General features: G+C 58.9%; 21 protein-coding genes and 1 pseudogene. 5 read left to right on the forward strand and 17 right to left on the reverse strand.

Going from position 1 to position 24156, the window contains the following annotated elements:
• The 17 genes and pseudogenes from J5M66_RS27020 to mtnA form a co-directional block, all read right to left on the reverse strand.
• A pseudogene (locus tag J5M66_RS27020) lies at window positions 1–143 on the reverse strand (ABC transporter permease); the annotation flags it as partial.
• Between the two features lie 54 nt (window positions 144–197).
• Entirely contained in the window at window positions 198–1442 is a 1245-nt protein-coding gene (locus tag J5M66_RS20300; RefSeq protein WP_280074247.1) for a glycosyltransferase family 2 protein, read from the reverse strand.
• Entirely contained in the window at window positions 1364–2284 is a 921-nt protein-coding gene (locus tag J5M66_RS20305) for a glycosyltransferase (RefSeq protein ID WP_207807773.1), read from the reverse strand. Before J5M66_RS20305 ends, J5M66_RS20300 begins: the two co-directional genes overlap by 79 nt.
• Window positions 2285–2336: 52 nt before the next feature.
• Window positions 2337–3227: a glucose-1-phosphate thymidylyltransferase RfbA gene (gene rfbA, locus J5M66_RS20310; RefSeq protein ID WP_207807774.1), complete on the reverse strand. Its 891-nt coding sequence runs from the start codon at window positions 3225–3227 to the stop codon at window positions 2337–2339.
• Window positions 3224–4117: a dTDP-4-dehydrorhamnose reductase gene (gene rfbD, locus J5M66_RS20315; protein ID WP_207807775.1), complete on the reverse strand. Its 894-nt coding sequence runs from the start codon at window positions 4115–4117 to the stop codon at window positions 3224–3226. The genes rfbA and rfbD overlap by 4 nt, the downstream gene beginning before the upstream one ends.
• Before the next feature lie 2 nt (window positions 4118–4119).
• Window positions 4120–5190 carry a dTDP-glucose 4,6-dehydratase gene (rfbB, locus tag J5M66_RS20320; RefSeq protein ID WP_207807776.1) on the reverse strand — a complete coding sequence of 357 codons (1071 nt, stop codon included), beginning with the start codon at window positions 5188–5190 and terminating at the stop codon, window positions 4120–4122.
• A gap of 223 nt (window positions 5191–5413) precedes the next feature.
• Window positions 5414–5653 carry a LapA family protein gene (locus J5M66_RS20325; protein ID WP_123443568.1) on the reverse strand — a complete coding sequence of 80 codons (240 nt, stop codon included), beginning with the start codon at window positions 5651–5653 and terminating at the stop codon, window positions 5414–5416.
• Between the two features lie 30 nt (window positions 5654–5683).
• Window positions 5684–5980, reverse strand: a complete 297-nt coding sequence (gene ihfB / locus J5M66_RS20330; protein ID WP_007950920.1) for an integration host factor subunit beta — start codon at window positions 5978–5980, stop codon at window positions 5684–5686.
• A 153-nt stretch (window positions 5981–6133) separates the two neighbouring features.
• The gene (locus J5M66_RS20335) at window positions 6134–6412 is read right to left on the reverse strand and encodes a hypothetical protein (RefSeq protein WP_123443569.1); all 279 of its coding nucleotides are present in this window, start codon (window positions 6410–6412) and stop codon (window positions 6134–6136) included.
• Between the two features lie 192 nt (window positions 6413–6604).
• Window positions 6605–8290, reverse strand: a complete 1686-nt coding sequence (rpsA, locus tag J5M66_RS20340; protein WP_207817499.1) for a 30S ribosomal protein S1 — start codon at window positions 8288–8290, stop codon at window positions 6605–6607.
• 119 nt (window positions 8291–8409) lie between these two features.
• A complete protein-coding gene (gene cmk, locus J5M66_RS20345) occupies window positions 8410–9099 on the reverse strand; it encodes a (d)CMP kinase (RefSeq protein WP_024013869.1) in 690 nt (229 codons plus the stop codon).
• Window positions 9096–11303, reverse strand: a complete 2208-nt coding sequence (locus tag J5M66_RS20350) for a bifunctional prephenate dehydrogenase/3-phosphoshikimate 1-carboxyvinyltransferase (protein ID WP_243432951.1) — start codon at window positions 11301–11303, stop codon at window positions 9096–9098. Before J5M66_RS20350 ends, cmk begins: the two co-directional genes overlap by 4 nt.
• Before the next feature lie 28 nt (window positions 11304–11331).
• On the reverse strand, window positions 11332–12444 hold the full coding sequence (hisC, locus tag J5M66_RS20355) for a histidinol-phosphate transaminase (protein WP_207807778.1): 1113 nt from the start codon (window positions 12442–12444) through the stop codon (window positions 11332–11334).
• 13 nt (window positions 12445–12457) lie between these two features.
• On the reverse strand, window positions 12458–13552 hold the full coding sequence (pheA, locus tag J5M66_RS20360; RefSeq protein ID WP_016770924.1) for a prephenate dehydratase: 1095 nt from the start codon (window positions 13550–13552) through the stop codon (window positions 12458–12460).
• Window positions 13552–14637 carry a 3-phosphoserine/phosphohydroxythreonine transaminase gene (gene serC, locus J5M66_RS20365; protein WP_207807779.1) on the reverse strand — a complete coding sequence of 362 codons (1086 nt, stop codon included), beginning with the start codon at window positions 14635–14637 and terminating at the stop codon, window positions 13552–13554. The genes pheA and serC overlap by 1 nt, the downstream gene beginning before the upstream one ends.
• A 231-nt stretch (window positions 14638–14868) precedes the next feature.
• Complete coding sequence (gyrA, locus tag J5M66_RS20370) at window positions 14869–17523, reverse strand: DNA gyrase subunit A (RefSeq protein WP_016770926.1); 2655 nt, start codon at window positions 17521–17523, stop codon at window positions 14869–14871.
• Between the two features lie 423 nt (window positions 17524–17946).
• Complete coding sequence (gene mtnA, locus J5M66_RS20375; RefSeq protein WP_207807780.1) at window positions 17947–19023, reverse strand: S-methyl-5-thioribose-1-phosphate isomerase; 1077 nt, start codon at window positions 19021–19023, stop codon at window positions 17947–17949.
• Window positions 19024–19131: 108 nt separating this feature from the next.
• Here mtnA and J5M66_RS20380 point away from each other — a divergent pair, with 108 nt between their 5' ends.
• From J5M66_RS20380 to J5M66_RS20400, 5 genes are all read left to right on the forward strand, one after another.
• Entirely contained in the window at window positions 19132–20466 is a 1335-nt protein-coding gene (locus J5M66_RS20380) for a TRZ/ATZ family hydrolase (protein ID WP_123443572.1), read from the forward strand.
• Window positions 20467–20524: 58 nt separating this feature from the next.
• Window positions 20525–21223 carry a bifunctional 2-polyprenyl-6-hydroxyphenol methylase/3-demethylubiquinol 3-O-methyltransferase UbiG gene (gene ubiG / locus J5M66_RS20385; RefSeq protein ID WP_007908399.1) on the forward strand — a complete coding sequence of 233 codons (699 nt, stop codon included), beginning with the start codon at window positions 20525–20527 and terminating at the stop codon, window positions 21221–21223.
• A 4-nt stretch (window positions 21224–21227) separates the two neighbouring features.
• A complete protein-coding gene (mupP, locus tag J5M66_RS20390; RefSeq protein WP_016770929.1) occupies window positions 21228–21899 on the forward strand; it encodes an N-acetylmuramic acid 6-phosphate phosphatase MupP in 672 nt (223 codons plus the stop codon).
• Between the two features lie 183 nt (window positions 21900–22082).
• Window positions 22083–22823 (forward strand): YciK family oxidoreductase, encoded by a 741-nt coding sequence (locus J5M66_RS20395; protein ID WP_110601613.1) that lies wholly within the window; start codon window positions 22083–22085, stop codon window positions 22821–22823.
• A gap of 362 nt (window positions 22824–23185) precedes the next feature.
• Complete coding sequence (locus tag J5M66_RS20400) at window positions 23186–24112, forward strand: GGDEF domain-containing protein (RefSeq protein ID WP_123443575.1); 927 nt, start codon at window positions 23186–23188, stop codon at window positions 24110–24112.
• The last annotated feature ends 44 nt before the right edge of the window (window positions 24113–24156 follow it).

Raw genomic sequence — 24156 nt, forward strand, 5'->3', positions numbered from 1 at the left:
GGATTGAAGAACGACCAGAGAATGCCCATGAACGAGCCGCGGTAGCGACCGATGACCTCGCGCTTGATCAAGGCAACGATAAGCGCGCGATTGTGCCAAACGCTGGTGAACATGACGCGAGGCGCCGCTGAAAATTTCTGCATTAACTCGCAACCTCAAAAAAACTCATCTTCCACCCATTTTCAAAACGCTCATTATCAAATTCCTTTGAAAACGATCGCTATTGCAAGTCCCAGATTTCCGAAAAGCGTCTGACGGTAAATACCTGAGCGCCATAAACCCTTGATACGTCCCGCCAGTCCCTGACTACGAGCGTCTTTGAACTGGCGTAAAATCTCGCGATTGCTTTCGGTCAGAAGATGCTCCACCGCGTCCAAATGCCTAATGTTCTGATCGATCCAGCGCCTCAAGCGCCCCTCGAACATCTTTCGGATACGCGTCAGTGCGGCCATGAGCCCAGCATTGGCGCCTATCGAGTTCGATTCGTGCTGACGATAAAAAAGATGCGGCACTTGGTCGAAATAGAACTGACCACCCGCACCTGTCACCAGCAAATAGGCCCACCAGTCATGCGCGACAATGCCCTGAGCCGGCCCAGCCCTCAATAGCTCAAGCGCCGCGCGATTGAACACCATCGTGTTGCCGGCGGCGACATTTTGTACCAGCGCATTGGCGAAGCTGAAGGAGTGACAATAGCCGGGCGTCATTCCCACTTCGATACCGGACTCATTGATCACCGTCGTCCGCGAGGCATATAGCGCCGGAACACCAACAGGCACCTGACGCAGCCACGTCAACGCTGCGCTCAGCTTATCGGCCGCCCAGACATCATCTTGGTCCGACCAGGCGCAAAAATCAGCGCTGACGCTCTCCAGACAGGTGACCGACATGAAGTTATCGGCGAACCCCGTTCGGGGGCCGGAAAGCAACGTAACCTTTTGCTCCCCCATACGCGCCCGAAACGACTCGAGAATATCCAGTGTCGAATCGGTAGACCCGTCATCGGAAACGAAAAGACGCCACTGCGCATGCGTCTGCTGTTCAATGGAGATCAATTGTTCGGAGAGAAAACGCTCACCATTATAGGAGCACATCAATATCGCGACAGACTCATCCCGCTTCGACACGTCGTCAGCATCGACACTTTGGCCGAAGTTAGCGGAATCCGCTGATAAGGGGCTTGACACTGTACGCTCCACTGCAGTTAAACGCCGGTTGCAAGCCCGAAGAATCATCTCCAGAGCTTCGCCAGTACCGGCTCCATTCGTTCCATTCATGAAGCGGGCGATTATAGAGAATTTCATCGCCGGTTGTTGGGCTTCAAACAGGCGAGGCGCAAACACAAAGCCCTTCGCTGCACCGCTCAGGACTTCCTTCCAACGACCGCCGTCAGACAGCAGACGAAAAAGAACAGCACCTTGTCGCGCCGTCGACGACGACACTGGCCACCACTGACGGATAACCGCAGCAAATCGCGCCGCCGCAGCTTCAACCAGCTCTTGACGAACGGATCGCTATCCGCTCCGACAAGCAGTGTAATAGTCCGTACCTGCTTGAACCACCAGCCCTCATGGATCGTGACATAGCGTTGAAACAGTGAGGCCAACCCGGTATTGGCACCTACCTGATTACTCTCGTGCTGCCGATAAAGCATGCTCGGCCGCGAATCGATGAACCATAGGAACCCATGACTGCGAGCAAACGCATAGCAATACCAGTCATGCAGACTGACTTGCTGCAGTTGCTCCCAATCCTGAATGACCTGCCGGCGAAGTGACGTAGCTAGAGCGGGGCATAACACATACGTACAGCCTGGCCCCGCAGCTTCAAAGAGAAAATCCCAGCCAACCTGTGGCTGACTCTTGTCGAGCAGGACCGTCATTCCATCCGGCCAAAAGGCCGTAACATTGCTTGAGTAGGCGTCGACATCGCGCGCGGCCATGACTTGTGTAGCGCGCAGCAGCTTGTCGGATTCCCAGATATCATCCTGATCCGCAAACGACACAGCGTCGTAATCATGCAAATCGACATCTCGAATCAAACGAAAAAAGTTGCGTGCCGCACCGCCAAAACGCCCGGCGGGAGGCAGGAGTACTACGCGACTGTCGACCGCTTCAAGCGCTTTGCACCAAGCCTCGGTGCCGTCATCAGACAAATCTACGCTGATATGAATGGTGACATCTACGCCCCGCTGGCCGAGGATCGAGGCTACTTGCTCCTCGATCCACTGCATACCATTATAGGCAGCCAGCAAAACCGCAATCCGGGGATGTTTTACTGGCATGCCGTTCCTGCTAACACCGATTGCTTTCGGATCGAAAACGCAACGCTTTCGATCAACGAGAAGGCGAGTCCAGCAATTTCTGCAGATACTGCCCGTAACCGGTTTTCTTCAGCGCGTTCGCCTGAGATGCCAGTTGTTCTTTGGTAATCCAGCCATTGCTGTAGGCAATTTCTTCGAGGCAAGCGACTTTCAAGCCCTGACGCTGCTCGATGGTGTGAACAAAATGACTGGCCTCAAGCAGGGAGTCATGCGTACCGGTGTCCAACCAGGCGAAGCCACGACCAAGCATTTCGACATTCAGCGACTTCTGATCGAGATAGGCGCTGTTCACATCAGTGATTTCCAGCTCGCCCCGCTCTGAAGGCTTGATATTCCTGGCGATCTCTACAACCTGGTTGTCATAGAAATACAGCCCCGTCACCGCATAGTTGGATTTCGGCTTCAATGGTTTTTCTTCGATACTCAGGGCACGGCCCGTCGCGTCGAACTCGACCACACCGAAACGCTCCGGATCGGATACATGGTAGCCAAACACGGTAGCACCATGCTCCTGCGAACTGGCAGAACGCAGGTTGTCGGAGAAGTGCTGTCCATAGAAGATATTGTCGCCAAGGATCAGACAGCAAGGGTCCTTGCCGATGAACTCTTCACCGATGATGAACGCTTGTGCGAGACCATCCGGACTAGGCTGCTCCGCGTAGCTCAATTTGATACCGTAGACGCTGCCGTCACCCAGCAGTTTTTTGAAGCAAGGCAGATCTTCCGGCGTAGAGATAATCAGGATTTCGCGCATGCCTGCAAGCATCAGAACCGACAACGGATAGAAAATCATCGGCTTGTCGTAGATCGGCAGCATTTGCTTGGATACGCCAAGGGTCAGCGGATGAAGCCGAGTACCCGAGCCGCCTGCGAGAATGATGCCTTTACGATTAATGGTGGTCATTTGTTGAGAACTTCCCTAAGCATTCGAGTTACACCACTTTGCCAACCCGGCAAGTGTAGAGAAAAATTGTCGCGCAGCTTTTGCGTATTCAGACGCGAATTCAAAGGTCGACGTGCCGCTGCCGGGTAAGACTTCGCCTCGATAGGCTCGATTTCCTGGACCATCAGCAACTCTCCACTGGATTTGGCAACATCCAGCACATGACAAGCATAGCCGTACCAGGACACTTCACCGGCAGCCGCGAGATGATACAGACCCGAAAGTCGCGGCTGCTTGAGCGCTTGGTGCAATGCCATCGCAGTCACATCCGCTATGAGATCGGCACCTGTAGGCGCGCCTACCTGATCATTGATAACACTAAGCTTTTGGCGCTCCTTCGCCAGACGGAGCATGGTCAAGGCGAAATTGCTTCCCCGAGCGCCGTAAACCCAACTGGTACGAAAGAGCAGATGTTTGCATCCCGAGGCCTGCACCGCCTGCTCTCCCGATAGCTTGCTTTCGCCGTAGCGATTCAACGGCTGCGCACGATCATCTTCCGACCAAGGCGCAGTCCCCTGACCGTCAAAAACATAGTCTGTCGAGTAATGAACCAGCCATGCACCGGACGCTTCAGCTTCTTCAGCCAGAACCCCGGTAGCCTGCGAATTCACCCGATGAGCCAACCCAGGCTCGGTCTCGGCACGATCAACAGAATTGTAGGCCGCTGCATTGACGATCACGTCAGGCTTGACCTTCCTGATTGTCTCGCGCAAAGCCGAGAGGTCGGCCAGATCGCCACAGAGGCCGTCAAACTCATGACGACCCAGTGCAATCAGTTCGCCAAGAGTCCCGAGAGAGCGTTGAAGCTCCCACCCAACCTGACCATCTTTACCTAACAGAAGGATTTTCATGCTCAGTTCGAGCGATCCGCATAGTTCTGATCAATCCACTGTTGGTAGCTACCGCTCTTCACGTGCTCAACCCACTCAGTATTATTCAGATACCATTCCACAGTCTTGCGAATACCGGTTTCAAAAGTCTCTTCCGGCGTCCAGCCCAGTTCACGCTGGATCTTGCTTGCGTCGATTGCATAACGAACGTCGTGACCCGGACGATCCTGGACATAAGTAATCAGACTGGCGTGTGGACGATGGGCCGAATCAGGACGCAATTCATCGAGCAACGCACACAGGGTATGCACTACTTCGATATTTTGTTTTTCGTTATGACCGCCGATGTTGTAGGTCTCGCCGATCACGCCTTCGGTAACGACTTTGTACAGCGCGCGCGCGTGATCTTCGACATACAGCCAGTCGCGGACCTGATTGCCTTTGCCGTACACCGGCAGCGGCTTGCCTTCCAGCGCATTGAGAATGATCAGCGGGATCAGCTTCTCGGGGAAGTGGCAAGGGCCGTAGTTGTTTGAGCAATTGGTGACCAGTGTTGGCAAACCATAGGTGCGAGCCCAGGCACGAACCAGGTGGTCGGAACTGGCCTTGCTCGCCGAGTATGGCGAGCTTGGCTGGTAAGGTGTGGTTTCGGTGAAGAGGTCTTCCGGACCTTCGAGGTCTCCGTAAACTTCGTCGGTCGAAATGTGGTGAAAACGGAAGTTGGCTTTACGCGCATCATCCATCGAAGCCCAGTAGTGGCGTGCAGCTTCGAGCAGCGTGTAGGTGCCAATGATGTTGGTCTGGATGAATTCGGACGGGCCGGAGATCGAGCGGTCAACGTGGGATTCTGCGGCCAGGTGCATGATTGCATCGGGTTGGTGTTCACGCAGGACGCGGTCGATCTGATCACGATCGCAGATATCGACGCGCTCGAAGGCGTAACGCGAGTTCTGGCTGACTTCTGCCAGGGACTCCAGATTACCGGCGTACGTAAGCTTATCGACGTTGACCACTGCGTCGGAAGTGTTGGAGATGATGTGACGGATGACTGCCGAGCCAATGAAGCCGGCACCGCCGGTAACTAGAATTTTCACGCGAAACGATACCCTTGAGCTGCGGACAGCGCTGCCAGCGAGCGCCGTCTAATCCATGAATGCAGAGGCCACTTTCAGTTGGCATCCGTCAGAGTCAGTCTGAATCGACATGCATTAAGGCACGATCGAACAAGGGACGCATTTTACAGCTTAATGATGCTTTTACTAATGGATAAAGACAGGCTGAGGCGCAATTTCGACAGATGCCGTGCGCCTGTCGCTTTTAGACCAGTCGTTTACGAGCCGCTCTGGACGAACGTCCAAGAAACCAGCCCAACACAGGACCAATCAACATACCAATCAGCAAAGCCAACACCGCAACAACCGACACTGGCAAATGCGGGCCGGAAAAACCCAAAAACAAAAGCGAAACAGATTGCTGATTCTCCAGCACAAACGCCAGAACTACCAGAACCATCAGCAGAAGAAAAATGCCAAGCAGTATGCGTTTGAGGTTACGCATTTACGCCCCCTTGAATTTGAATAGCGAAGATCAAGCGCCCTCCTCCTCTTCTTCGTTCACGCGGTCACGCAATTCCTTGCCCGGTTTGAAATGCGGAACGAATTTACCGTCCAGGCTGACAGACTGACCAGTCTTTGGATTGCGGCCGACGCGCGGCGCACGGTAGTGCAGGGAGAAGCTGCCAAATCCACGAATCTCGATACGATCACCGGTGGCGAGGCACTGAGACATTTGTTCAAGCATGGTCTTGATGGCCAGCTCCACATCCTTGGATGAGAGTAGCCCTTGATGGGTGACAATTCGTTCGATCAACTCCGACTTCGTCATATTTTTCCCTTCTTTTTCAAGCAGCTAGATCAGCGCTTGAAAGGTTTTAGCACGCCCGGAAGATTTTGAACAGCCCAGGGATTGACATATCTTTCCCGGCGTCAAAACGCCCATTTTCAGGGCATCGCATTGGCGAGTCGGATCGCTGCACACCTAGCGACACATCACCAGCATGGTTCGAGTTACGAGGCCTGCCGGATTGAAACCGAACGGATATTCATCTTCATCTTTGGCATCGTCAGAACGGGTGATGACCTTGTAGCCCTTGCCTTTGCACTCCTTCGCTGCACGCTTCTGGCACTTTTCCCAACCGGAACCCAACCCGGAGCAATCGACCTCGATACCGCTGACGCCGCGCACCGCATGAGTCTTCGCACTGGTGGTGCACCCTGCCAGTGCCAAGACCACTGCAACAACAAGTAACTTGTTCATCCACTTCCTTATGCCAGGCAAGCCTGACGACTAATGCTCAAGATCAAGCTTAGTCGCGAATAGGCGATTGATCCGATTAAAGAAACAGACCCGCAGGCGAAGCCATTGGTTTCATGCACGGACGTACAAAGACCAAATTGCAGGCACAAAAAAGGGCGACCGAAGTCGCCCTTTTTAATGATCAAGCAGAACTCAGTTCTGTTTGGCCATTGCTTGACGCAGCAGTGCCGCCATAGTGGTGTCAGCTGCTTCGCCTTCCGGAGCTGCTTTCAGGCTCTGGATGGCTTCTTTCTCTTCAGCATCGTCTTTCGACTTGATCGAGAGCTGGATTACGCGGCTCTTGCGATCAACGCTGATGATCTTGGCTTCAACTTCCTGGCCTTCTTTCAGAACGTTGCGCGCGTCTTCAACGCGGTCACGGCTGATTTCGGAGGCTTTCAGGGTAGCTTCGATGTCGTCGGCCAGAACGATGATGGCGCCTTTGGCGTCAACTTCTTTCACGGTACCGGTCACGATAGCGCCCTTGTCGTTAACCGAGACGTACTCGGAGAACGGATCGCTTTCCAGTTGCTTGATGCCCAGGGAGATGCGCTCGCGCTCTGGGTCAACCGACAGGATGACGGTGTCCAGCTCGTCGCCCTTCTTGAAACGACGTACGGCTTCTTCGCCCACTTCGTTCCAGGAGATGTCGGACAAGTGAACCAGACCGTCGATGCCGCCGTCCAGACCAATGAAGATACCGAAATCGGTGATCGACTTGATGGTGCCGGAGATCTTGTCGCCCTTGTTGAACTGGCCAGAGAAGTCTTCCCATGGGTTCGACTTGCACTGTTTGATGCCCAGGGAGATACGACGACGCTCTTCGTCGATGTCCAGAACCATGAATTCCACTTCGTCGCCGACTTGTACGACTTTCGAAGGGTGGATGTTCTTGTTGGTCCAGTCCATTTCCGAAACGTGTACCAGACCTTCAACGCCTTCTTCCAGCTCAGCGAAGCAGCCGTAGTCGGTCAGGTTGGTTACACGAGCGGTAACGCGAGTGCCTTCTGGGTAACGGGCTTTGATAGCAACCCATGGATCTTCGCCCAGTTGCTTCAGGCCCAGGGAAACACGGTTGCGTTCGCGATCGTATTTCAGAACCTTGACGTCGATTTCGTCACCAACGTTGACGATCTCGGAAGGATGCTTGATGCGCTTCCAGGCCATGTCGGTGATGTGCAGCAGGCCGTCCACGCCACCCAGATCGACGAATGCGCCGTAATCGGTGAGGTTTTTGACGATACCTTTGACTTGCTGGCCTTCCTGCAGGGATTCCAGCAGAGCTTCACGCTCGGCGGAGTTCTCGGCTTCGAGGACGCTGCGACGGGAAACGACAACGTTGTTGCGCTTCTGGTCCAGCTTGATGACCTTGAATTCCAGCTCTTTGCCTTCCAGGTGCGTGGTGTCGCGCACTGGACGGACGTCAACCAGGGAACCTGGCAGGAACGCACGGATGCCGTTAACGTCGACAGTGAAGCCGCCTTTAACCTTACCGTTGATAACGCCCTTGACCACTTCCTCGGCTGCGAAGGCTGCTTCCAGAACGATCCAGCATTCAGCGCGCTTGGCTTTTTCACGGGACAGCTTGGTTTCGCCAAAGCCGTCTTCAACCGAATCCAGAGCAACGTGAACTTCATCACCAACGTTGATGTTCAGTTCGCCAGCATCGTTGTAGAACTGCTCAAGCGGGATGAGTGCTTCAGACTTCAGACCAGCGTGAACGGTTACCCAGCGAGCCTGGTAATCGATATCAACGATAACACCGGTGATGATGGAGCCTGCCTGAAGGTTCAGGGTTTTCAGGCTTTCTTCAAAGAGTTCCGCAAAGCTTTCGCTCATTTTAATTCCTGTAGATGAGGGCGAAGTAAACGCCCATCTCCACACCCCAGACGGTGTGGGTTAGTTTCATTTAAAAGAAGCACCGCAGGACTATGACTGGTCCCCTGCGGCCTTCTTGGTCACCCGGCGATATCGCGAATGGCGATCTCGCTCATGATGCGTTCAAGCACCTGATCGATGGAAAGCTCCGTTGAATCCAGCTGAATCGCGTCGGCCGCCGGCTTGAGCGGGGCTACTGCGCGCTGGGTGTCACGCTCATCGCGTGCACGGATCTCATCTAGCAGACTCGACAGACTAACACCCTCGACTTTGCCCTTCAACTGCAAATATCGACGGCGCGCCCGCTCCTCGGCACTGGCGGTGAGGAAAATCTTCAGTGGTGCATCCGGAAAAACCACCGTGCCCATGTCGCGACCGTCGGCCACCAGGCCCGGCGCTTCCTGGAAAGCACGCTGGCGCTGCAGCAGCGCCTCGCGCACAGCGGGCAGCGCAGCCACTTGCGAGGCGCCGGAACCGACGCTTTCGGTGCGGATGACATCGCTGACCTCATCGCCTTCCAGAATGATCCGCTGCAGCTGACCTTCGGTCGCGGCGATGAACTGCACATCCAGATGAGCGGCCAATGTCTTCAGCAGCTCTTCATTGGTCAGGTCGACGCCGTGGTTATGCGCAGCAAACGCGAGCAAGCGATAAAGCGCACCGGAATCCAACAGGTTCCAGCCCAGACGCTTGGCCAGAATCCCGGCGACCGTGCCTTTGCCGGAGCCGCTTGGCCCATCGATGGTGATGACCGGTGCAATGTTTTTCACGACTGAGCCTCTTGTGCCACACGAATGCCGACTTGCCCGCACAACGCGAGGAAGTTGGGGAACGAGGTCGCGACGTTGGCGCAATCATGGATGCGGATCGGTGCGGTAGCGCGCAACGAGGCAACGCTGAAGGCCATGGCGATACGGTGGTCGCCGTGACCGTGCACTTCACCGCCGCCGATCTGGCCGCCGTCGATGATGATGCCGTCCGGGGTCGGTTCGCACTTGACGCCCAGCGCCAGCAAACCGTCCGCCATGACCTGAATCCGGTCGGATTCCTTGACCCGCAGCTCTTCGGCGCCGGTCAGCACGGTACGCCCTTCGGCGCACGCAGCCGCAACAAACAGGACCGGGAATTCGTCGATGGCCAGCGGCACCAGCTCTTGCGGAATCTCGATACCCTTGAGTTTAGCTGCCCGCACGCGCAAGTCGGCAACCGGCTCGCCGCCGACTTCACGCTGGTTTTCCAGAGTGATATCGGCGCCCATCAGTCGCAGGATATCGATCACGCCAGTACGGGTCGGGTTGATGCCGACGTGCTCAAGCACCAGCTCGGAACCCTCGGCGATCGAGGCCGCGACCAGGAAGAACGCCGACGACGAGATATCGCCCGGCACTTCGATGTGAGTCGCGGTGAGCTTGCCGCCGGACTCGACCGAAGCAGTGGCGCCGTCGACGCTGACCGGGTAGCCGAAGCCACGCAGCATGCGTTCGGTGTGATCGCGGGTCGGTGCCGGCTCGGTCACCGTGGTCTTGCCTTCAGCATAGAGACCGGCAAGCAGCAGGCAGGATTTCACCTGGGCACTGGCCATCGGCATGGTGTAGGTCAGACCCTTGAGCTTGTGGCCACCGCGAATGGTCATCGGTGGACGACCTTCGGCAGCGGTTTCGATCACGGCGCCCATTTCTCGCAGAGGATTAGCCACGCGATTCATCGGACGCTTGGACAGCGAAGCGTCGCCGGTCAAGGTGCTGTCGAAGTTCTGCGCCGCCAGCAGGCCGGAGAGCAGACGCATCGAGGTGCCGGAGTTGCCCAGATAGATCGGGCCCGGCGCAGGCTTCAGGCCGTGCAGACCAACACCGTGGATAGTCACGCGGCCGTGGTGCGGGCCTTCGATGACCACGCCCATGTCGCGGAATGCCTGCAAGGTCGCCAAGGCATCTTCGCCCTCAAGGAAGCCTTCGACTTCGGTGACGCCTTCGGCCAGCGAGCCGAGCATGATCGAACGGTGGGAAATCGATTTGTCACCCGGTACGCGAATCCGACCGGACAGGCGGCCACCAGGTTGAGCCAGGAAGATCAGATCGTTGGAATTCATAGCGTCCACATAGGCCCTGCGGGCCAGGATTTTACTGAAATGCTCGCGGGCAACCCGGGCGCGCGTGAAAACGCCCAACAATTGGTGCCCATCCCCTGCATCGACCGCGTCGCGCAAGGCGTCGAGGTCGCTGCGAAATGTATCGAGTGTGCGCAGGACAGCCTCGCGGTTGGCGAGGAAGATGTCGTGCCACATCACCGGGTCGCTTCCGGCGATTCTTGTGAAATCGCGAAAACCACCGGCAGCGTAACGGAAGATCTCCAGATTTTCATTGCGCTTGGCCAATGAATCGACCAGACCGAAGGCCAGCAGGTGCGGCAGATGGCTGGTCGCGGCAAGCACTTCATCGTGACGCTCGACCTGCATGTGCTCGACATCGGCGCCCAGTTCACGCCAGAGCCGATCGACCACCGCCAGCGCGGCAGGATCGGTTTGCTCAAGCGGCGTCAGGATCACCTTGTGCCGGCGGAACAGCTCAGCATTCGAGGCTTCCACTCCGCTCTGCTCGGAACCGGCAATCGGGTGCCCCGGCACGAAACGCGCCGGCATGCCGCCGAAAGCTTCAGTCGCCGCGCGCACCACGTTGCCTTTGGCACTGCCGACATCTGTGAGGATCGCCCCACCCAAGTCCATAACAGCCAGACGCGCGAGCAGTTTTTCCATGGCCAGAATCGGCACCGCCAGCTGAACCACATCGGCACCGACGCAAGCCGCCGCCAAGTCGTCTTCACAGCGATCGACCACACCCAATTCGACCGCGAGCTTGCGCGATTGCGGGTCGAGATCAACGCCGACCACTTCACGGCACAGGCCGCTTTCACGCAAACCCTTGGCAAACGAACCACCGATCAACCCCAGACCGACCACCACGAGGCGACCGATCATAGGTGCAGCAGGTTGCAGCGCAGTGACATCAACCACGAGCCAGAACCTTGCGCAGCGCCTCGAGGAAACGGCTGTTTTCTGCCGGCAGACCGATGGTCACCCGCAGGTGGTTCGGCATGCCGTAATTGGCCACCGGACGCACGATCACGCCTTCGCGCAGCAAGCCCTGGAAAATCGGCGCCGCGACCTGGCCGAGATCGACGCAGATGAAGTTGCCTTTGGACTCGATCCAGCCAAGACCCAGCTCGCGGAAACCCGCCTGCAACTGCTGCATGCCGGATTCGTTGAGCTGACGGCTTTGCGCCAGATATTCCTCGTCCTTCAGCGCCGCACACGCCGCCGCCAGCGCGAGGCTGTTGACGTTGAACGGCTGACGAACGCGGTTCAGCACGTCCGCCACCACAGGTGTCGACAAGCCATAACCGACGCGCAGCGCGGCCAGACCATAGGCCTTGGAGAAGGTGCGCGACACCAGCAGGTTCGGGTACGCCGCGAGGAAGTCGAGACCGTCCGGCAAGTCGCTGCCTTCGGCGTACTCGATGTAAGCCTCATCGAGGACTACCAGCACATGCTCGGGAACGTCCTGCAGGAACTCGTCCAGCGCTTCTGCGCCGAACCAGGTGCCGGTCGGGTTGTTCGGGTTGGCGATAAACACCACGCGAGTGTTGGCATCGATGGCCGCAAGCATCGCCGGCAAGTCATGGCCCCAGTCTTTGGCTGGAACGACTTTGGCTTGTGCGCCGACTGCTTGAGTCGCGATCGGATACACCGCGAAGGCGTGCTCACTGAACACCGCATTCAGGCCCGGCGCCAGATAGGCACGCGCAACCAGCTCAAGAATGTCGTTGGAGCCATTGCCCAGCGTGACCTGATTCAGCTCGACACGGCACTGCTCGGCGAGCAGCGATTTCAGGGCGAAACCATTGCCGTCCGGGTAGCGGGTCAACTCGGCCAGCTCATCGCGGATCGCCGCCAAAGCCTTCGGGCTGGCGCCCAACGGGTTTTCGTTGCTCGCCAGTTTGACGATTTTTGCCGGATCCAGATCCAGCTCGCGCGCCAGTTCGTCCACAGGCTTGCCCGGAACGTACGGCGAAAGTTGTTGCACGCCCGGCTGTGCCAGAGCGAGGAAGTTGCCACTCATTTGCTACCGCCCCTTAGAGAACTGCTTTCGGGTAGGAACCCAGCACTTTGAGTGCTACTGCTTCCTGACTGATCTTTTCCAGCACACCTTTGATCAACGGATCGCGGTGGTGGCCGACGAAGTCGATGAAGAACACGTAAGTCCATTTACCGCTGCGCGACGGACGGGTTTCGATGCGGGTCAGGTCGATGCCATTGTCGTGGAACGGCACCAGCAGCTCGTGGAGCGCGCCGGGCTTGTTGCTCATCGACACGATGATCGAGGTCTTGTCGTCGCCGGTAGGCGGCACTTCCTGGTTACCGATCATCAGGAAGCGCGTCGAGTTATCCGGGCGATCTTCGATCTTCTCGGCCAGACGCGTCAGGCCGTACAGCCCTGCCGCCATGTCGCCAGCGATCGCCGCCGAATTCCACTCACCCTTGACCCGCTTGGCCGCTTCGGCGTTGCTCGATACCGCGACGCGTTCGACATTCGGGTAATGCGCGTCCAGCCACTTGCGGCACTGGGCCAGCGACTGCGCGTGGGAATAGATGCGGCTGATGCTGTCGGTCTTGGTATTTTCGCCGACCAGCAAATGATGGTGGATGCGCAGCTCGACTTCGCCACAGATCACCATGTCGTGTTCGAGGAAGCTGTCCAGCGTGTGATTGACCGCGCCTTCGGTGGAGTTTTCCACCGGCACCACGCCGAAATTCACCGCACCGGCGGCGACTTCACGGAACACTTCATCGATTGCCGCCATCGGCTTGCTGATCACTGCGTGGCCGAAGTGCTTCATCGCTGCCGCTTGGGTGAAGGTGCCTTCAGGGCCGAGGTAGGCCACTTTCAGCGGCTGCTCCAGCGCGAGGCACGACGACATGATTTCGCGGAACAACCGCGCCATCTCTTCGTTGCCCAGCGGCCCCTGGTTGCGCTCCATCACCCGTTTGAGCACCTGAGCTTCGCGCTCGGGACGATAGAACACCGGCACTTCGCCTTCGGCCAGCGAGGCCATCTTCACGCGGGCGACTTCCTGGGCGCAACGCGCACGCTCACTGATCAACTCCAGGACTTTGGTGTCCAGAGCGTCGATGCGAACGCGCAGTGCCTTGAGTTCTTGCTCGGACATCAGCCGTGTTCCTTCTCGAATTCCGCCATGTACGCCACCAGCGCGTTGACCGCAGTGATGTCGACGGCGTTGTAGATGGAGGCGCGCATGCCGCCCACCGAACGGTGACCCTTGAGGTTGAGCAGACCGCGCTCGTCGGCACCGGCGAGGAACGGCTTGTCCAGACGATCGTCAGCGAGACGGAACGGCACGTTCATCCACGAGCGATCCGACTTGTTGATCGGGTTGCTGTAGAGACCGCTGGCGTCGATGAAGTCGTACAGCGTGCGCTGCTTGACGTCGTTGAGCTTGGCGATCGCTTCGACGCCGCCCTGCTCTTTCAGCCATTGGAACACCAGACCGGACAGGTACCAGGCCAGCGTTGGCGGAGTGTTGTACATCGAACCGTTATCAGCTGCGACCTTGTAATTAAGCATGGTCGGGCACAGCGAGCGGGCGTTGCCCAACAGGTCTTCGCGGATGATGTTGACGACGATGCCGCTCGGGCCAATGTTCTTCTGCGCGCCAGCGTAGATCATGCCGAAACGCGAAATATCGACTGGGCGCGAGAGGATGTCCGAAGACATGTCGGCGACCAGCGGCACGTCACCGGTTTGCGGGATCCACTGGAATTCCAGGCCGCCGATGGTTTCGTTCGGCGCGTAGTGAACGTAAGCGGCGTCTTTCGACAGGTTCCACTCGTTCTGGCCTGGGATGGCGAAATAGTCGTAAGGCTTGGCAGTGGCAGCAACGTTAACGTGGCCATAGCGCGAGGCTTCTTCGATGGCTTTCTGCGACCAGATACCGGTGTCGATGTAGTCGGCCGAGCCGCCTTCAGGCAACAGGTTCAGCGGGATCTGTGCGAACTGCTGGCTGGCGCCGCCCTGCAGAAACAGCACTTTGTAGTTCGACGGGATATTCAGCAGGTCACGCAGATCCTGCTCGGCCTGGGTGGCAATGGACACGAACTCATCGCTGCGATGGCTCATTTCCATGACCGACAGACCCTTGCCGTGCCAATCAAGGAGTTCACCCTGGGCGCGCTGCAGGACAGCTTCAGGCAGCGCCGCCGGACCGGCGCAGAAGTTATAGGCTCGCTTGCTCACATCCAATCTCGCTCTGATTTGGTGGTATCACGCAATAAATCACACTACCGATCAACATGGCCCTGTGGGAGCGAGCCTGCTCGCGAATGCATCACCGCGGTGCCTCAGAGGTACCGCAGCGCCTGCTTTCGCGAGCAGGCTCGCTCCCACAGGGGATCTCCATGATGTCGAAAATTCATACCGGACAAATAACAAGGGGGCGAATTCTCATCCGCCCCCTCGTTTGTCCGCTTATTCCTGCGGTTCTTCGTCTGCTGCGGCGTCGAGTTGCTGGTCTTCACCCGCTTCGTCGATACCGACGCTGCCTGCGATTTCCTCGCCCTCTTCACCTTCGAGCTCTTCGCCTTCGATTTCCGAAGGCTCCTGAACCCGCTCCAGGCCGACCAGGGTTTCATCCTTGGCCAGCTTGATCAGCGTCACGCCCTGAGTGTTACGACCCAGGCTCGACACTTCGTCGACACGGGTACGCACCAGAGTGCCCTGATCGGAGATCAGCATGATTTCTTCGCCGTCGAGCACCTGTACCGCGCCGACCAGACGGCCGTTACGCTCGTTGCTGACCATGGCGATCACGCCCTGACCGCCACGCTTGTACTCAGGGAACTCGGTGATCGCGGTGCGCTTGCCATAACCACGCTCGGAAGCGGTGAGGATCTGGCTGCCTTCTTCCGGGATCAGCATGGAAATCAGCTTCTGCCCTTCCGGCAGACGCATGCCGCGCACGCCGCGAGCGGTACGGCCCATGGCACGCACGTCGGACTCTTTGAAGCGGGTGACCTTGCCGCCGTCGGAGAACAGCATCACTTCGCGCTCGCCATCGGTGATGGCCGCAGAGATCAGCACGTCGCCTTCGTCCAGTTCCAGCGCGATCAGACCGACGCTGCGCTGACGGCTGAAGGATTCCAGCGGGGTCTTCTTCACGGTGCCGTTTGCGGTAGCCATGAAGATGTAGTGACCTTCGGTGTATTCCTCGACCGGCAGCATGGTGGTGATGTATTCACCGTCATCCAGCGGCAGCAGGTTGACCAGCGGACGACCACGGGCAGCGCGGGATGCTTCCGGAATTTCGTAGGTCTTGAGCCAGTACACCTTGCCCTTGCTGGAGAACAGCAGCAGCGTGGTGTGGCTGTTGGCAACCAGCAGGTGAGCGATGTAGTCCTCGTCCTTGACGCCAGTAGCCGATTTGCCTTTGCCGCCGCGACGCTGGGCCTGGTACGCAGCCAGCGGCTGGGTCTTGGCGTAGCCACCGTGAGAGATGGTCACGACGCGCTCTTCTTCCGGGATCATGTCACCCAGGGTCAGGTCGAGACGGGCATCGAGAATTTCGGTGCGGCGCACGTCGCCGTATTCGGCGCGGATCACTTCCAGCTCTTCGCGGATCACTTCCATCAGACGCACGGCGCTGTTGAGGATGCGGATCAGCTCGCCGATCTGGTTGAGGATCTCTTGATACTCGGCCAGCAGCTTCTCGTGCTCCAGACCGGTCAGACGGTGCAGGCGCAGTTCGAGAATGGCTTGCGCCTGTTCTGGCGAGAGGAAGTACTTGCCTTCACGCAGACCGTATTGCGGATCGAGGTTTTCCGGACGGCACGAATCGGCACCGGCACGCTCAACCATCGCCACCACAGCCGAGGATTCCCAAGGCGTGCTGATCAGCGCTTCCTTGGCTTCCGACGGCGTTGGCGAAGCCTTGATCAGGGCGATCACCGGGTCGATGTTCGACAGGGCAACGGCCTGGCCTTCGAGAATGTGCCCACGCTCGCGCGCCTTGCGCAATTCGAACACGGTACGGCGGGTAACCACTTCGCGACGGTGACGGACGAAGGCTTCCAGCAGATCCTTGAGGTTGAGGATACGTGGGCGGCCGTCGATCAGCGCGACGATGTTGATGCCGAATACCGATTGCAGCTGGGTCTGGGCGTAGAGGTTGTTGAGGATCACCTCAGGCACTTCGCCGCGACGCAGCTCGATCACGACGCGCATACCGTCCTTGTCGGACTCGTCGCGCAGCTCGGTGATGCCTTCGAGCTTCTTCTCTTTGACCAGCTCGGCGATCTTCTCGATCAGACGCGCCTTGTTCAGCTGGTAAGGCAGTTCGGTGATGACGATCTGCTGACGGCCACCCACCTTGTCGATGTCTTCGATGATCGAGCGGGCACGCATGTAAATGCGCCCGCGACCGGTGCGGTAGGCTTCGATGATGCCGGCGCGACCGTTGATGATCGCAGCCGTCGGGAAGTCCGGACCGGGAATGTATTGCATCAGCTCATCGACGGTCAGCTCGGGGTTGTCGATGAGGGCCAGGCAACCGTCGATGACTTCACCGAGGTTGTGCGGCGGAATGTTGGTCGCCATGCCTACGGCGATACCGCTGGAACCGTTGACCAGCAGGTTCGGTACGCGGGTCGGCATGACCGCCGGGATCAGTTCGGTGCCGTCGTAGTTCGGCACCCAGTCCACGGTTTCCTTGTGCAGGTCAGCCAGCAGCTCGTGCGCCAGCTTGGTCATGCGCACTTCGGTGTATCGCATGGCCGCAGCGTTGTCGCCGTCGACCGAACCGAAGTTGCCCTGGCCGTCGACCAGCAGGTAGCGCAGGGAGAAAGGCTGGGCCATACGAACGATGGTGTCGTACACGGCAGTGTCACCGTGCGGGTGATACTTACCGATCACGTCGCCGACGACACGGGCAGATTTCTTGTACGGCTTGTTGTAGTCGTTGCCCAGCTCGCTCATCGCGAACAGTACGCGACGGTGCACGGGCTTGAGGCCATCGCGCGCATCCGGCAGTGCACGGCCGACGATCACGCTCATTGCGTAGTCGAGGTAGGACTGTTTCAGCTCGTCTTCGATATTGACCGGGAGGATTTCTTTGGCCAGTTCGCCCATGAGAAGCCTGATTCCTTTTTCTGGTGAAACTTCGTCATATCCATGTGGGAGCAACGAAGCTCGTCGGGGCCGGCCGAGTGCCATGCGCCGACTTACGACAAATCAACATTGGATCGCGGATTTGCGCAGTAAAGACAGCTCCGTGAAGCCGCCTCGGAAAACGCCGGATGTTATCACAAAGGCCGCCACGCACCTATCCCCCAGATGCGCATGGAGCATAGTTAGTTGACCGATGACAGGCTTGAGGGGGACGACAGAAGCTCTGAGCTTCTTTGAATGTGAAATCTGGGGCAGATTTACAGTTGTTTATTGACATTCAGACCCTCATAGCTGGCAAGCCAGCTCCCACAGGTTCAATGCCGGGCACAAAACCTGTGGGAGCTGGCTTGCCAGCGATGGGGCCCGCTCACACGCTAAAGACCTTCAATGCAGGCGCTTGCGACACATCAGCTGGGCCATTTTCGCGGTATCCGGGCGTTCGACGATGCCTTTTTCGGTGACGATCGCATCAATCAGATCCGCCGGGGTGACATCAAACACCGGGTTGAACGCTTCAACATTGGCACCGACGCGTTTACCGCCGACTTCCAGCAACTCCGCGCCATCACGCTCTTCGATCGGGATGTCATCGCCGCTGGCGAGGTTCATGTCGATGGTCGAACTCGGCGCCACCACCATGAAGCGCACGCCGTGGTGCATGGCGTTGACCGCCAGTTGATAGGTGCCGATCTTGTTCGCCACGTCGCCATTGGCGGTGATGCGGTCGGCGCCGACGATCACCCAGGTCACGCCTTTGGTTTTCATGATGTGCGCGGCGGCGGAGTCGGCGTTCAGGGTCACCGGGATGCCTTCGTTGGCCAGTTCCCACGCGGTCAGGCGCGAGCCTTGCAGCCACGGCCGGGTTTCGTCGGCGTAAACACGCTCGACCATGCCTTCTATATAAGCAGCGCGGATCACCCCCAGCGCAGTTCCGAACCCACCGGTGGCCAGCGCGCCGGTGTTGCAGTGCGTGAGAATCGCCTGAGCGTTGCCTTGATGTTTGCGAATCAGATCGACGCCAAGCTGCGCCATGGTCAGGTTGGCCTCGCGATCGCTTTCATGAATGGCGATAGCTTCGGCTTCCAGCGCCGCCAGCGGATCGGCGTTGCTTTTCAGGCGATCCAGGCGATCGTGCATGCGCCCCAGCGCCCAGAACAGATTGACCGCGGTCGGACGCGAATCGGCCAACAGGGCGAAATCCTCTTCCAGCGCCGCGTACCAGTCGCCGCCCTCGGCAATCCGCGCCCGCGCCGCAAGGACGATGCCATAGGCCGCGCTGATGCCGATGGCCGGCGCGCCCCGCACGACCATCGAGCGAATCGCCTCGGCCACGCCGGCGGCGCTGGTGTAGGCGATCCAGGTTTCCTCGAACGGCAAAATACGCTGATCCAGCAGGTGCAGCGCGCCATCACGCCAATCGATGGCCTTTACTTTCTCCGCAGCCAACAGTCGATCGCGCATCCCACACCCCGCACTCATGAACAAAAGCCGCCGATTATAGCGATCCCCCCGCGAAGACGCTCGGGTATACTTCGCCATCCTTTACAAAAGCACTGGAACCGACCCTCGATGCCGAAACCTGCCATTGCGCTCGACCTGTTATTGCTGCCGACCTGGCTGGTCCCCGTCGAACCCGCAGGCGTGGTGCTCAAGGAGCACGGCCTGGGCATCCGTGACGGTTGCATCGTATTTATCGGCCCGCGCGCCGAAGCGTTGAAGTGTAACGCGACAGAAATCCGTGAACTGCCGGATGTTCTGTTGGCGCCGGGACTGATCAATGCCCACGGCCACGCGGCGATGACGCTGTTCCGTGGCCTGGCTGACGATCTGCCGCTGATGACCTGGCTGGAAAACCACATCTGGCCGGCCGAAGGCAAATGGGTCGATGAGGATTTCGTCCGCGACGGCACCGATCTGGCCATCGCCGAGCAGATCAAGGGCGGCATCACCTGCTTCTCTGACATGTACTTTTTCCCGAAAGTCGCCAGCGAGCGCGTACACAACAGCGGCATCCGTGCGCAGATCGCCATTCCGATCCTCGATTTCCCGATCCCCGGCGCCAGCAGTGCCGACGAAGCCATTCGTCAGGGCGTCGAATTGTTCGGCGATCTCAAGCATCACGAGCGCATCAAGATCACCTTCGGCCCGCATGCACCCTACACCGTCGGTGATGAGAACCTGGAAAAAATCAGGGTCATCGCCGAAGAGCTGGACGCCTCGATCCACATGCATGTGCATGAAACCGCATTCGAAGTGCAGCAGGCCGTCGAGCAAACCGGCGAACGGCCACTGGCGCGCCTGGGCCGCCTTGGCCTGCTCGGCCCGCGCTTCCAGGCGGTGCACATGACCCAGATCAGCGATGACGACCTCGCGCTGCTGGTAGAAAGCAACAGCAGCGTGATCCACTGCCCGGAATCCAATCTGAAACTGGCCAGCGGCTTCTGCCCGGTCGAACGTTTGTGGCAGGCTGGGGTGAACGTCGCTGTCGGTACCGATGGCGCGGCGAGCAACAATGATCTCGACCTGCTCGGCGAAACCCGCACCGCCGCCCTGCTGGCCAAAGCCGTGGCCGGTTCTGCCACGGCGCTGGACGCCCATCGCGCCTTGCGCATGGCCACCCTCAATGGTGCGCGTGCACTGGGGATCGAGGCGCAGGTCGGCTCGCTGGAGATCGGCAAAGCCGCAGACATCGTCGCTTTCGACCTGTCCGGTCTGGCGCAGCAACCAGTGTATGACCCAGTGTCGCAGCTGATTTATGCCACCGGGCGTGATTGCGTGAAACACCTGTGGGTTGCCGGCAAGCAACTGCTCGACGACCGGCGCCTGACCCGCATGGACGAACAACAGCTGGGCGCGACCGCCCGCCAATGGGGCCGGCGCATCAGCGGCCACACCGAATCGTAAACACCGCGGCGCAATATCCGCGGCTACAGCCCTTTTCAGGTTTTTCGAGGAATTGAACATGAGCAACGTCGACCACGCCGAAATCGCCAAATTCGAGGCCCTGGCCCATCGCTGGTGGGACCGCGAAAGCGAATTCAAGCCGCTGCACGACATCAACCCGCTGCGGGTCAACTGGATCGACGAGCGAGTCAATCTGGCCGGCAAGAAAGTCCTCGACGTCGGTTGCGGCGGCGGCATCCTCAGCGAAGCCATGGCTCAGCGTGGCGCCACGGTGATGGGCATCGACATGGGCGAAGCGCCGCTGGCGGTCGCACAACTGCATCAGCTGGAATCCGGGGTCAGCGTCGAGTACCGGCAGATCACCGCCGAAGCCCTCGCCGAGGAAATGCCCGAGCAGTTCGACGTGGTCACCTGCCTGGAAATGCTCGAGCACGTGCCGGATCCATCCTCGGTAATCCGTGCCTGCTTCCGCATGGTCAAGCCGGGCGGCCAGGTATTCTTCTCGACCATCAACCGCAACCCGAAGGCGTATCTGTTCGCGATCATCGGCGCCGAATACATCATGAAGCTGCTGCCGCGCGGCACCCACGACTTCAAGAAATTCATCCGCCCATCCGAGCTCGGCGCGTGGAGCCGCATGGCTGGCCTGACCGTCAAGGACATCATCGGCCTGACCTACAACCCGCTGACCAAGCACTACAAGCTGGCCAACGACGTTGACGTCAATTACATGATCCAGACCCTGCGCGAGGAATAAGCCGATGGCCATCAGAGCGGTACTTTTCGACATGGACGGCACCCTGCTCGACACCGCGCCGGACTTCATCGCCATCTGTCAGGCGATGCGCGCCGATCGCGGTCTGCCGCCGATCAACGACAAGCACATCCGCGACGAGATTTCCGGCGGGGCCAAGGCCATGGTTGCGGTGACATTTTCGATGGATCCGGAATCGCCGGGCTTTGAGGAGCTGCGTCTGGAGTTTCTCGAGCGCTATCTGGTCGGATGCGCAGTGCATAGCAAACTGTTCGACGGCATGGGCGAACTGCTCGCCGATATCGAGAAAGCCAACCTGATCTGGGGCGTGGTCACCAACAAACCGGTGCGCTTCGCCGAGCCGATCATGCAGCGCCTGGGGCTGGCCGAGCGTTCGGCGCTGCTGATCTGCCCGGATCATGTGAAGAACAGCAAGCCGGATCCGGAGCCGCTGATCCTCGCCTGCAAGATGCTTGATCTGGATCCGTCGACGGTCCTCTTTATCGGCGATGATCTGCGCGATATCGAATCGGGCCGCGATGCCGGCACCAAGACCGCTGCGGTGACTTACGGCTACATCCACCCGGACGACAACCCGCGGCACTGGGGCGCAGACGTGGTGGTGGACCATCCGCTGGAATTGCGCAAGGTGCTCGACAGCGCGCTGTGCAGCTGCTGACCTGACTGTTGCAAGCTCCCTGTGTGGCGAGGGGATTTATCCCCGCTGGGTTGCGAAGCGGCCCCCGCTTTTATCCAGGCGATGTGACACACAGGTTTTGCGACGGCTTCGCCGCCGAACGGGGATAAATCCCCTCGCCACAGGCGCGAAGCAGGTCTTCATGAAATGGATTGTGAGGTTTTTATGTTTGATTACACCGCTCGCCCTGAATTGCTCAAGGATCGGGTCATTCTGGTCACCGGTGCCGGGCGCGGCATCGGCGCGGCTGCGGCGAAAACCTATGCCGCCCACGGTGCCACCGTGTTGCTGCTGGGCAAGACCGAAGCCAATCTGACCGAGGTCTACGACGAAATCGAGGCTGCCGGCCACCCGCAACCGGCGGTTATCCCGTTCAACCTCGAGACCGCCCTGCCCCATCAATATGATGAGCTGGCGGCGATGATCGAAACCGAGTTCGGCCACCTCGATGGCCTGCTGCACAACGCTTCGATCATCGGCCCGCGCACGCCGATCGAGCAACTCTCCGGCGAAAACTTCATGCGCGTCATGCAGGTCAACGTCAACGCGATGTTCATGCTGACCAGCACCCTGCTGCCGTTGCTCAAGCTGTCCCAGGATGCTTCGGTGGTGTTCACCTCGAGCAGCGTCGGGCGCAAGGCGCGCGCGTATTGGGGCGCTTACGGTGTGTCGAAATTTGCCACCGAGGGCCTGATGCAAACCCTGGCCGATGAAGTGGAAGGCGTTGCGCCGGTACGCTCCAACAGCATCAACCCGGGCGGTACGCGCACCAGCATGCGCGCGCAGGCTTATCCGGGGGAAAATCCGCTGAACAACCCGACACCGGAAGAGATCATGCCGGTGTATCTGTACCTGATGGGCCCGGACAGCGCGGGCGTCAATGGCCAGGCTTTCAACGCCCAATAACGCCATACGTCGCATTTGTTGCCGCGGCAGAATGCTGTCGCGGCAAGCCATTGCCGCTCATAACCATCACAAAGCCGCCAATAACCCAGCGCGGCGGCCCGGCATCTGTCAGCAAGTCATTGATTCGAAAAGCTTTAATTTAAATCGAACCGAATGGCACGGGTTTCGCTCTAAATTCCCTCAAAACATGCCGTGTGATGGCCATGGGGCAGACGCCGATTTCGATAGCTGACTGATCGTCTTGCGGCAGACTAAACTTACGCCAAACGTCCTACGGGACTGATGGATCAGTACGACGCGCAGCCCATAGCCGCTCTCACCCAGCCTGTAAGACAGACTTACTGCTTAGGGGCTCACGCCATATGAAATCTCCTTCCCAGACCCATGCAATTGACTTTGACAGTGCCAAATTGCAGCGCCTGGGCTTCGGTCAACTACCGGCGCTGATCGAGCGCCCGACCAGCCTGGCGCAACTGCGTCAGCAAATGAGCCTGCAACTGCAAACCAGCCTGGAGCCTCAGCGCATCCTTGGCCTGTTCTTCCGCGAAATCCAACGCCTGGTGCCACTGGACGCCCTGAGCTATGTGCATCAGGCCAGCGACTTGCGCCTGGAGTTCGGCGCGCGCGGCCACCACTCGCTCAGCTACACCCTCAGCCACGAAGGCGAGCACATGGGCGAGTTGGTCTTCCGCCGTAATCAGCGCTTCAACGACAAGGAACAGGGCGACCTCGAGTCGCTGCTGTCCTGCCTGCTGTACCCGATGCGCAACGCCCTGCTCTATCGCGCCGCGACGCAAAGTGCCTTGCGCGACCCGTTGACCGGTGCCGGTAATCGGGTGGCCATGGAGCAGACCTTGCAGCGTGAGATCGACATGTCGCGCCGTCATGCGCAACCGCTGTCGGTACTGATGCTCGACATCGACCACTTCAAACGGGTTAACGATGACCACGGTCATGGTGCCGGCGATGAAGTGCTCAGAGCCATTGCCGCGTCGATCAAGGCGCAACTGCGCAACGTCGACATGGTGTTCCGTTATGGCGGCGAAGAGTTTCTGATCCTGCTGTCCAACACCGGTCGCGAGGCGGCGGCGATGGTCGGCGAGCGTTTGCGCCAGGCGACGCAGTCGGAGGAATACTTTGCCGATGGCCAGTTGATCGAGATCACCGTGAGCCTGGGATGCTCGACGTTACTGCCGGGCGAGTCGGCGGACAGCTTGCTGCGCCGGGCCGACAGTGCGTTATATGTCGCAAAGCGCGAGGGGCGGAACCGGCTGGCGATGGCCGGCTGAAAAACAATTGTGGGAGCGAGCCTGCTCGCGAAGAGGGAGGGTCA

It is taken from the genome of Pseudomonas sp. 67(2021), assembly GCF_017491835.1.
Lineage (GTDB): Bacteria > Pseudomonadota > Gammaproteobacteria > Pseudomonadales > Pseudomonadaceae > Aquipseudomonas > Aquipseudomonas atacamensis.

Coding starts and splice junctions, on each gene's coding strand:
- J5M66_RS20350 (WP_243432951.1), bottom strand. CDS start 11,303: ATGATCGGTCGCCTCGTGGTGGTCGGTCTGGGGTTGATCGGTGGTTCG.
- pheA (WP_016770924.1), bottom strand. CDS start 13,552: ATGTCCGAGCAAGAACTCAAGGCACTGCGCGTTCGCATCGACGCTCTG.
- J5M66_RS20400 (WP_123443575.1), top strand. CDS start 23,186: ATGAAATCTCCTTCCCAGACCCATGCAATTGACTTTGACAGTGCCAAA.
- gyrA (WP_016770926.1), bottom strand. CDS start 17,523: ATGGGCGAACTGGCCAAAGAAATCCTCCCGGTCAATATCGAAGACGAG.
- rpsA (WP_207817499.1), bottom strand. CDS start 8,290: ATGAGCGAAAGCTTTGCGGAACTCTTTGAAGAAAGCCTGAAAACCCTG.
- ubiG (WP_007908399.1), top strand. CDS start 20,525: ATGAGCAACGTCGACCACGCCGAAATCGCCAAATTCGAGGCCCTGGCC.
- J5M66_RS20380 (WP_123443572.1), top strand. CDS start 19,132: ATGCCGAAACCTGCCATTGCGCTCGACCTGTTATTGCTGCCGACCTGG.
- hisC (WP_207807778.1), bottom strand. CDS start 12,444: ATGAGTGGCAACTTCCTCGCTCTGGCACAGCCGGGCGTGCAACAACTT.
- J5M66_RS20335 (WP_123443569.1), bottom strand. CDS start 6,412: ATGAACAAGTTACTTGTTGTTGCAGTGGTCTTGGCACTGGCAGGGTGC.
- J5M66_RS20305 (WP_207807773.1), bottom strand. CDS start 2,284: ATGCCAGTAAAACATCCCCGGATTGCGGTTTTGCTGGCTGCCTATAAT.
- J5M66_RS20325 (WP_123443568.1), bottom strand. CDS start 5,653: ATGCGTAACCTCAAACGCATACTGCTTGGCATTTTTCTTCTGCTGATG.
- J5M66_RS20395 (WP_110601613.1), top strand. CDS start 22,083: ATGTTTGATTACACCGCTCGCCCTGAATTGCTCAAGGATCGGGTCATT.
- ihfB (WP_007950920.1), bottom strand. CDS start 5,980: ATGACGAAGTCGGAGTTGATCGAACGAATTGTCACCCATCAAGGGCTA.
- mupP (WP_016770929.1), top strand. CDS start 21,228: ATGGCCATCAGAGCGGTACTTTTCGACATGGACGGCACCCTGCTCGAC.
- rfbA (WP_207807774.1), bottom strand. CDS start 3,227: ATGACCACCATTAATCGTAAAGGCATCATTCTCGCAGGCGGCTCGGGT.
- rfbD (WP_207807775.1), bottom strand. CDS start 4,117: ATGAAAATCCTTCTGTTAGGTAAAGATGGTCAGGTTGGGTGGGAGCTT.
- mtnA (WP_207807780.1), bottom strand. CDS start 19,023: ATGCGCGATCGACTGTTGGCTGCGGAGAAAGTAAAGGCCATCGATTGG.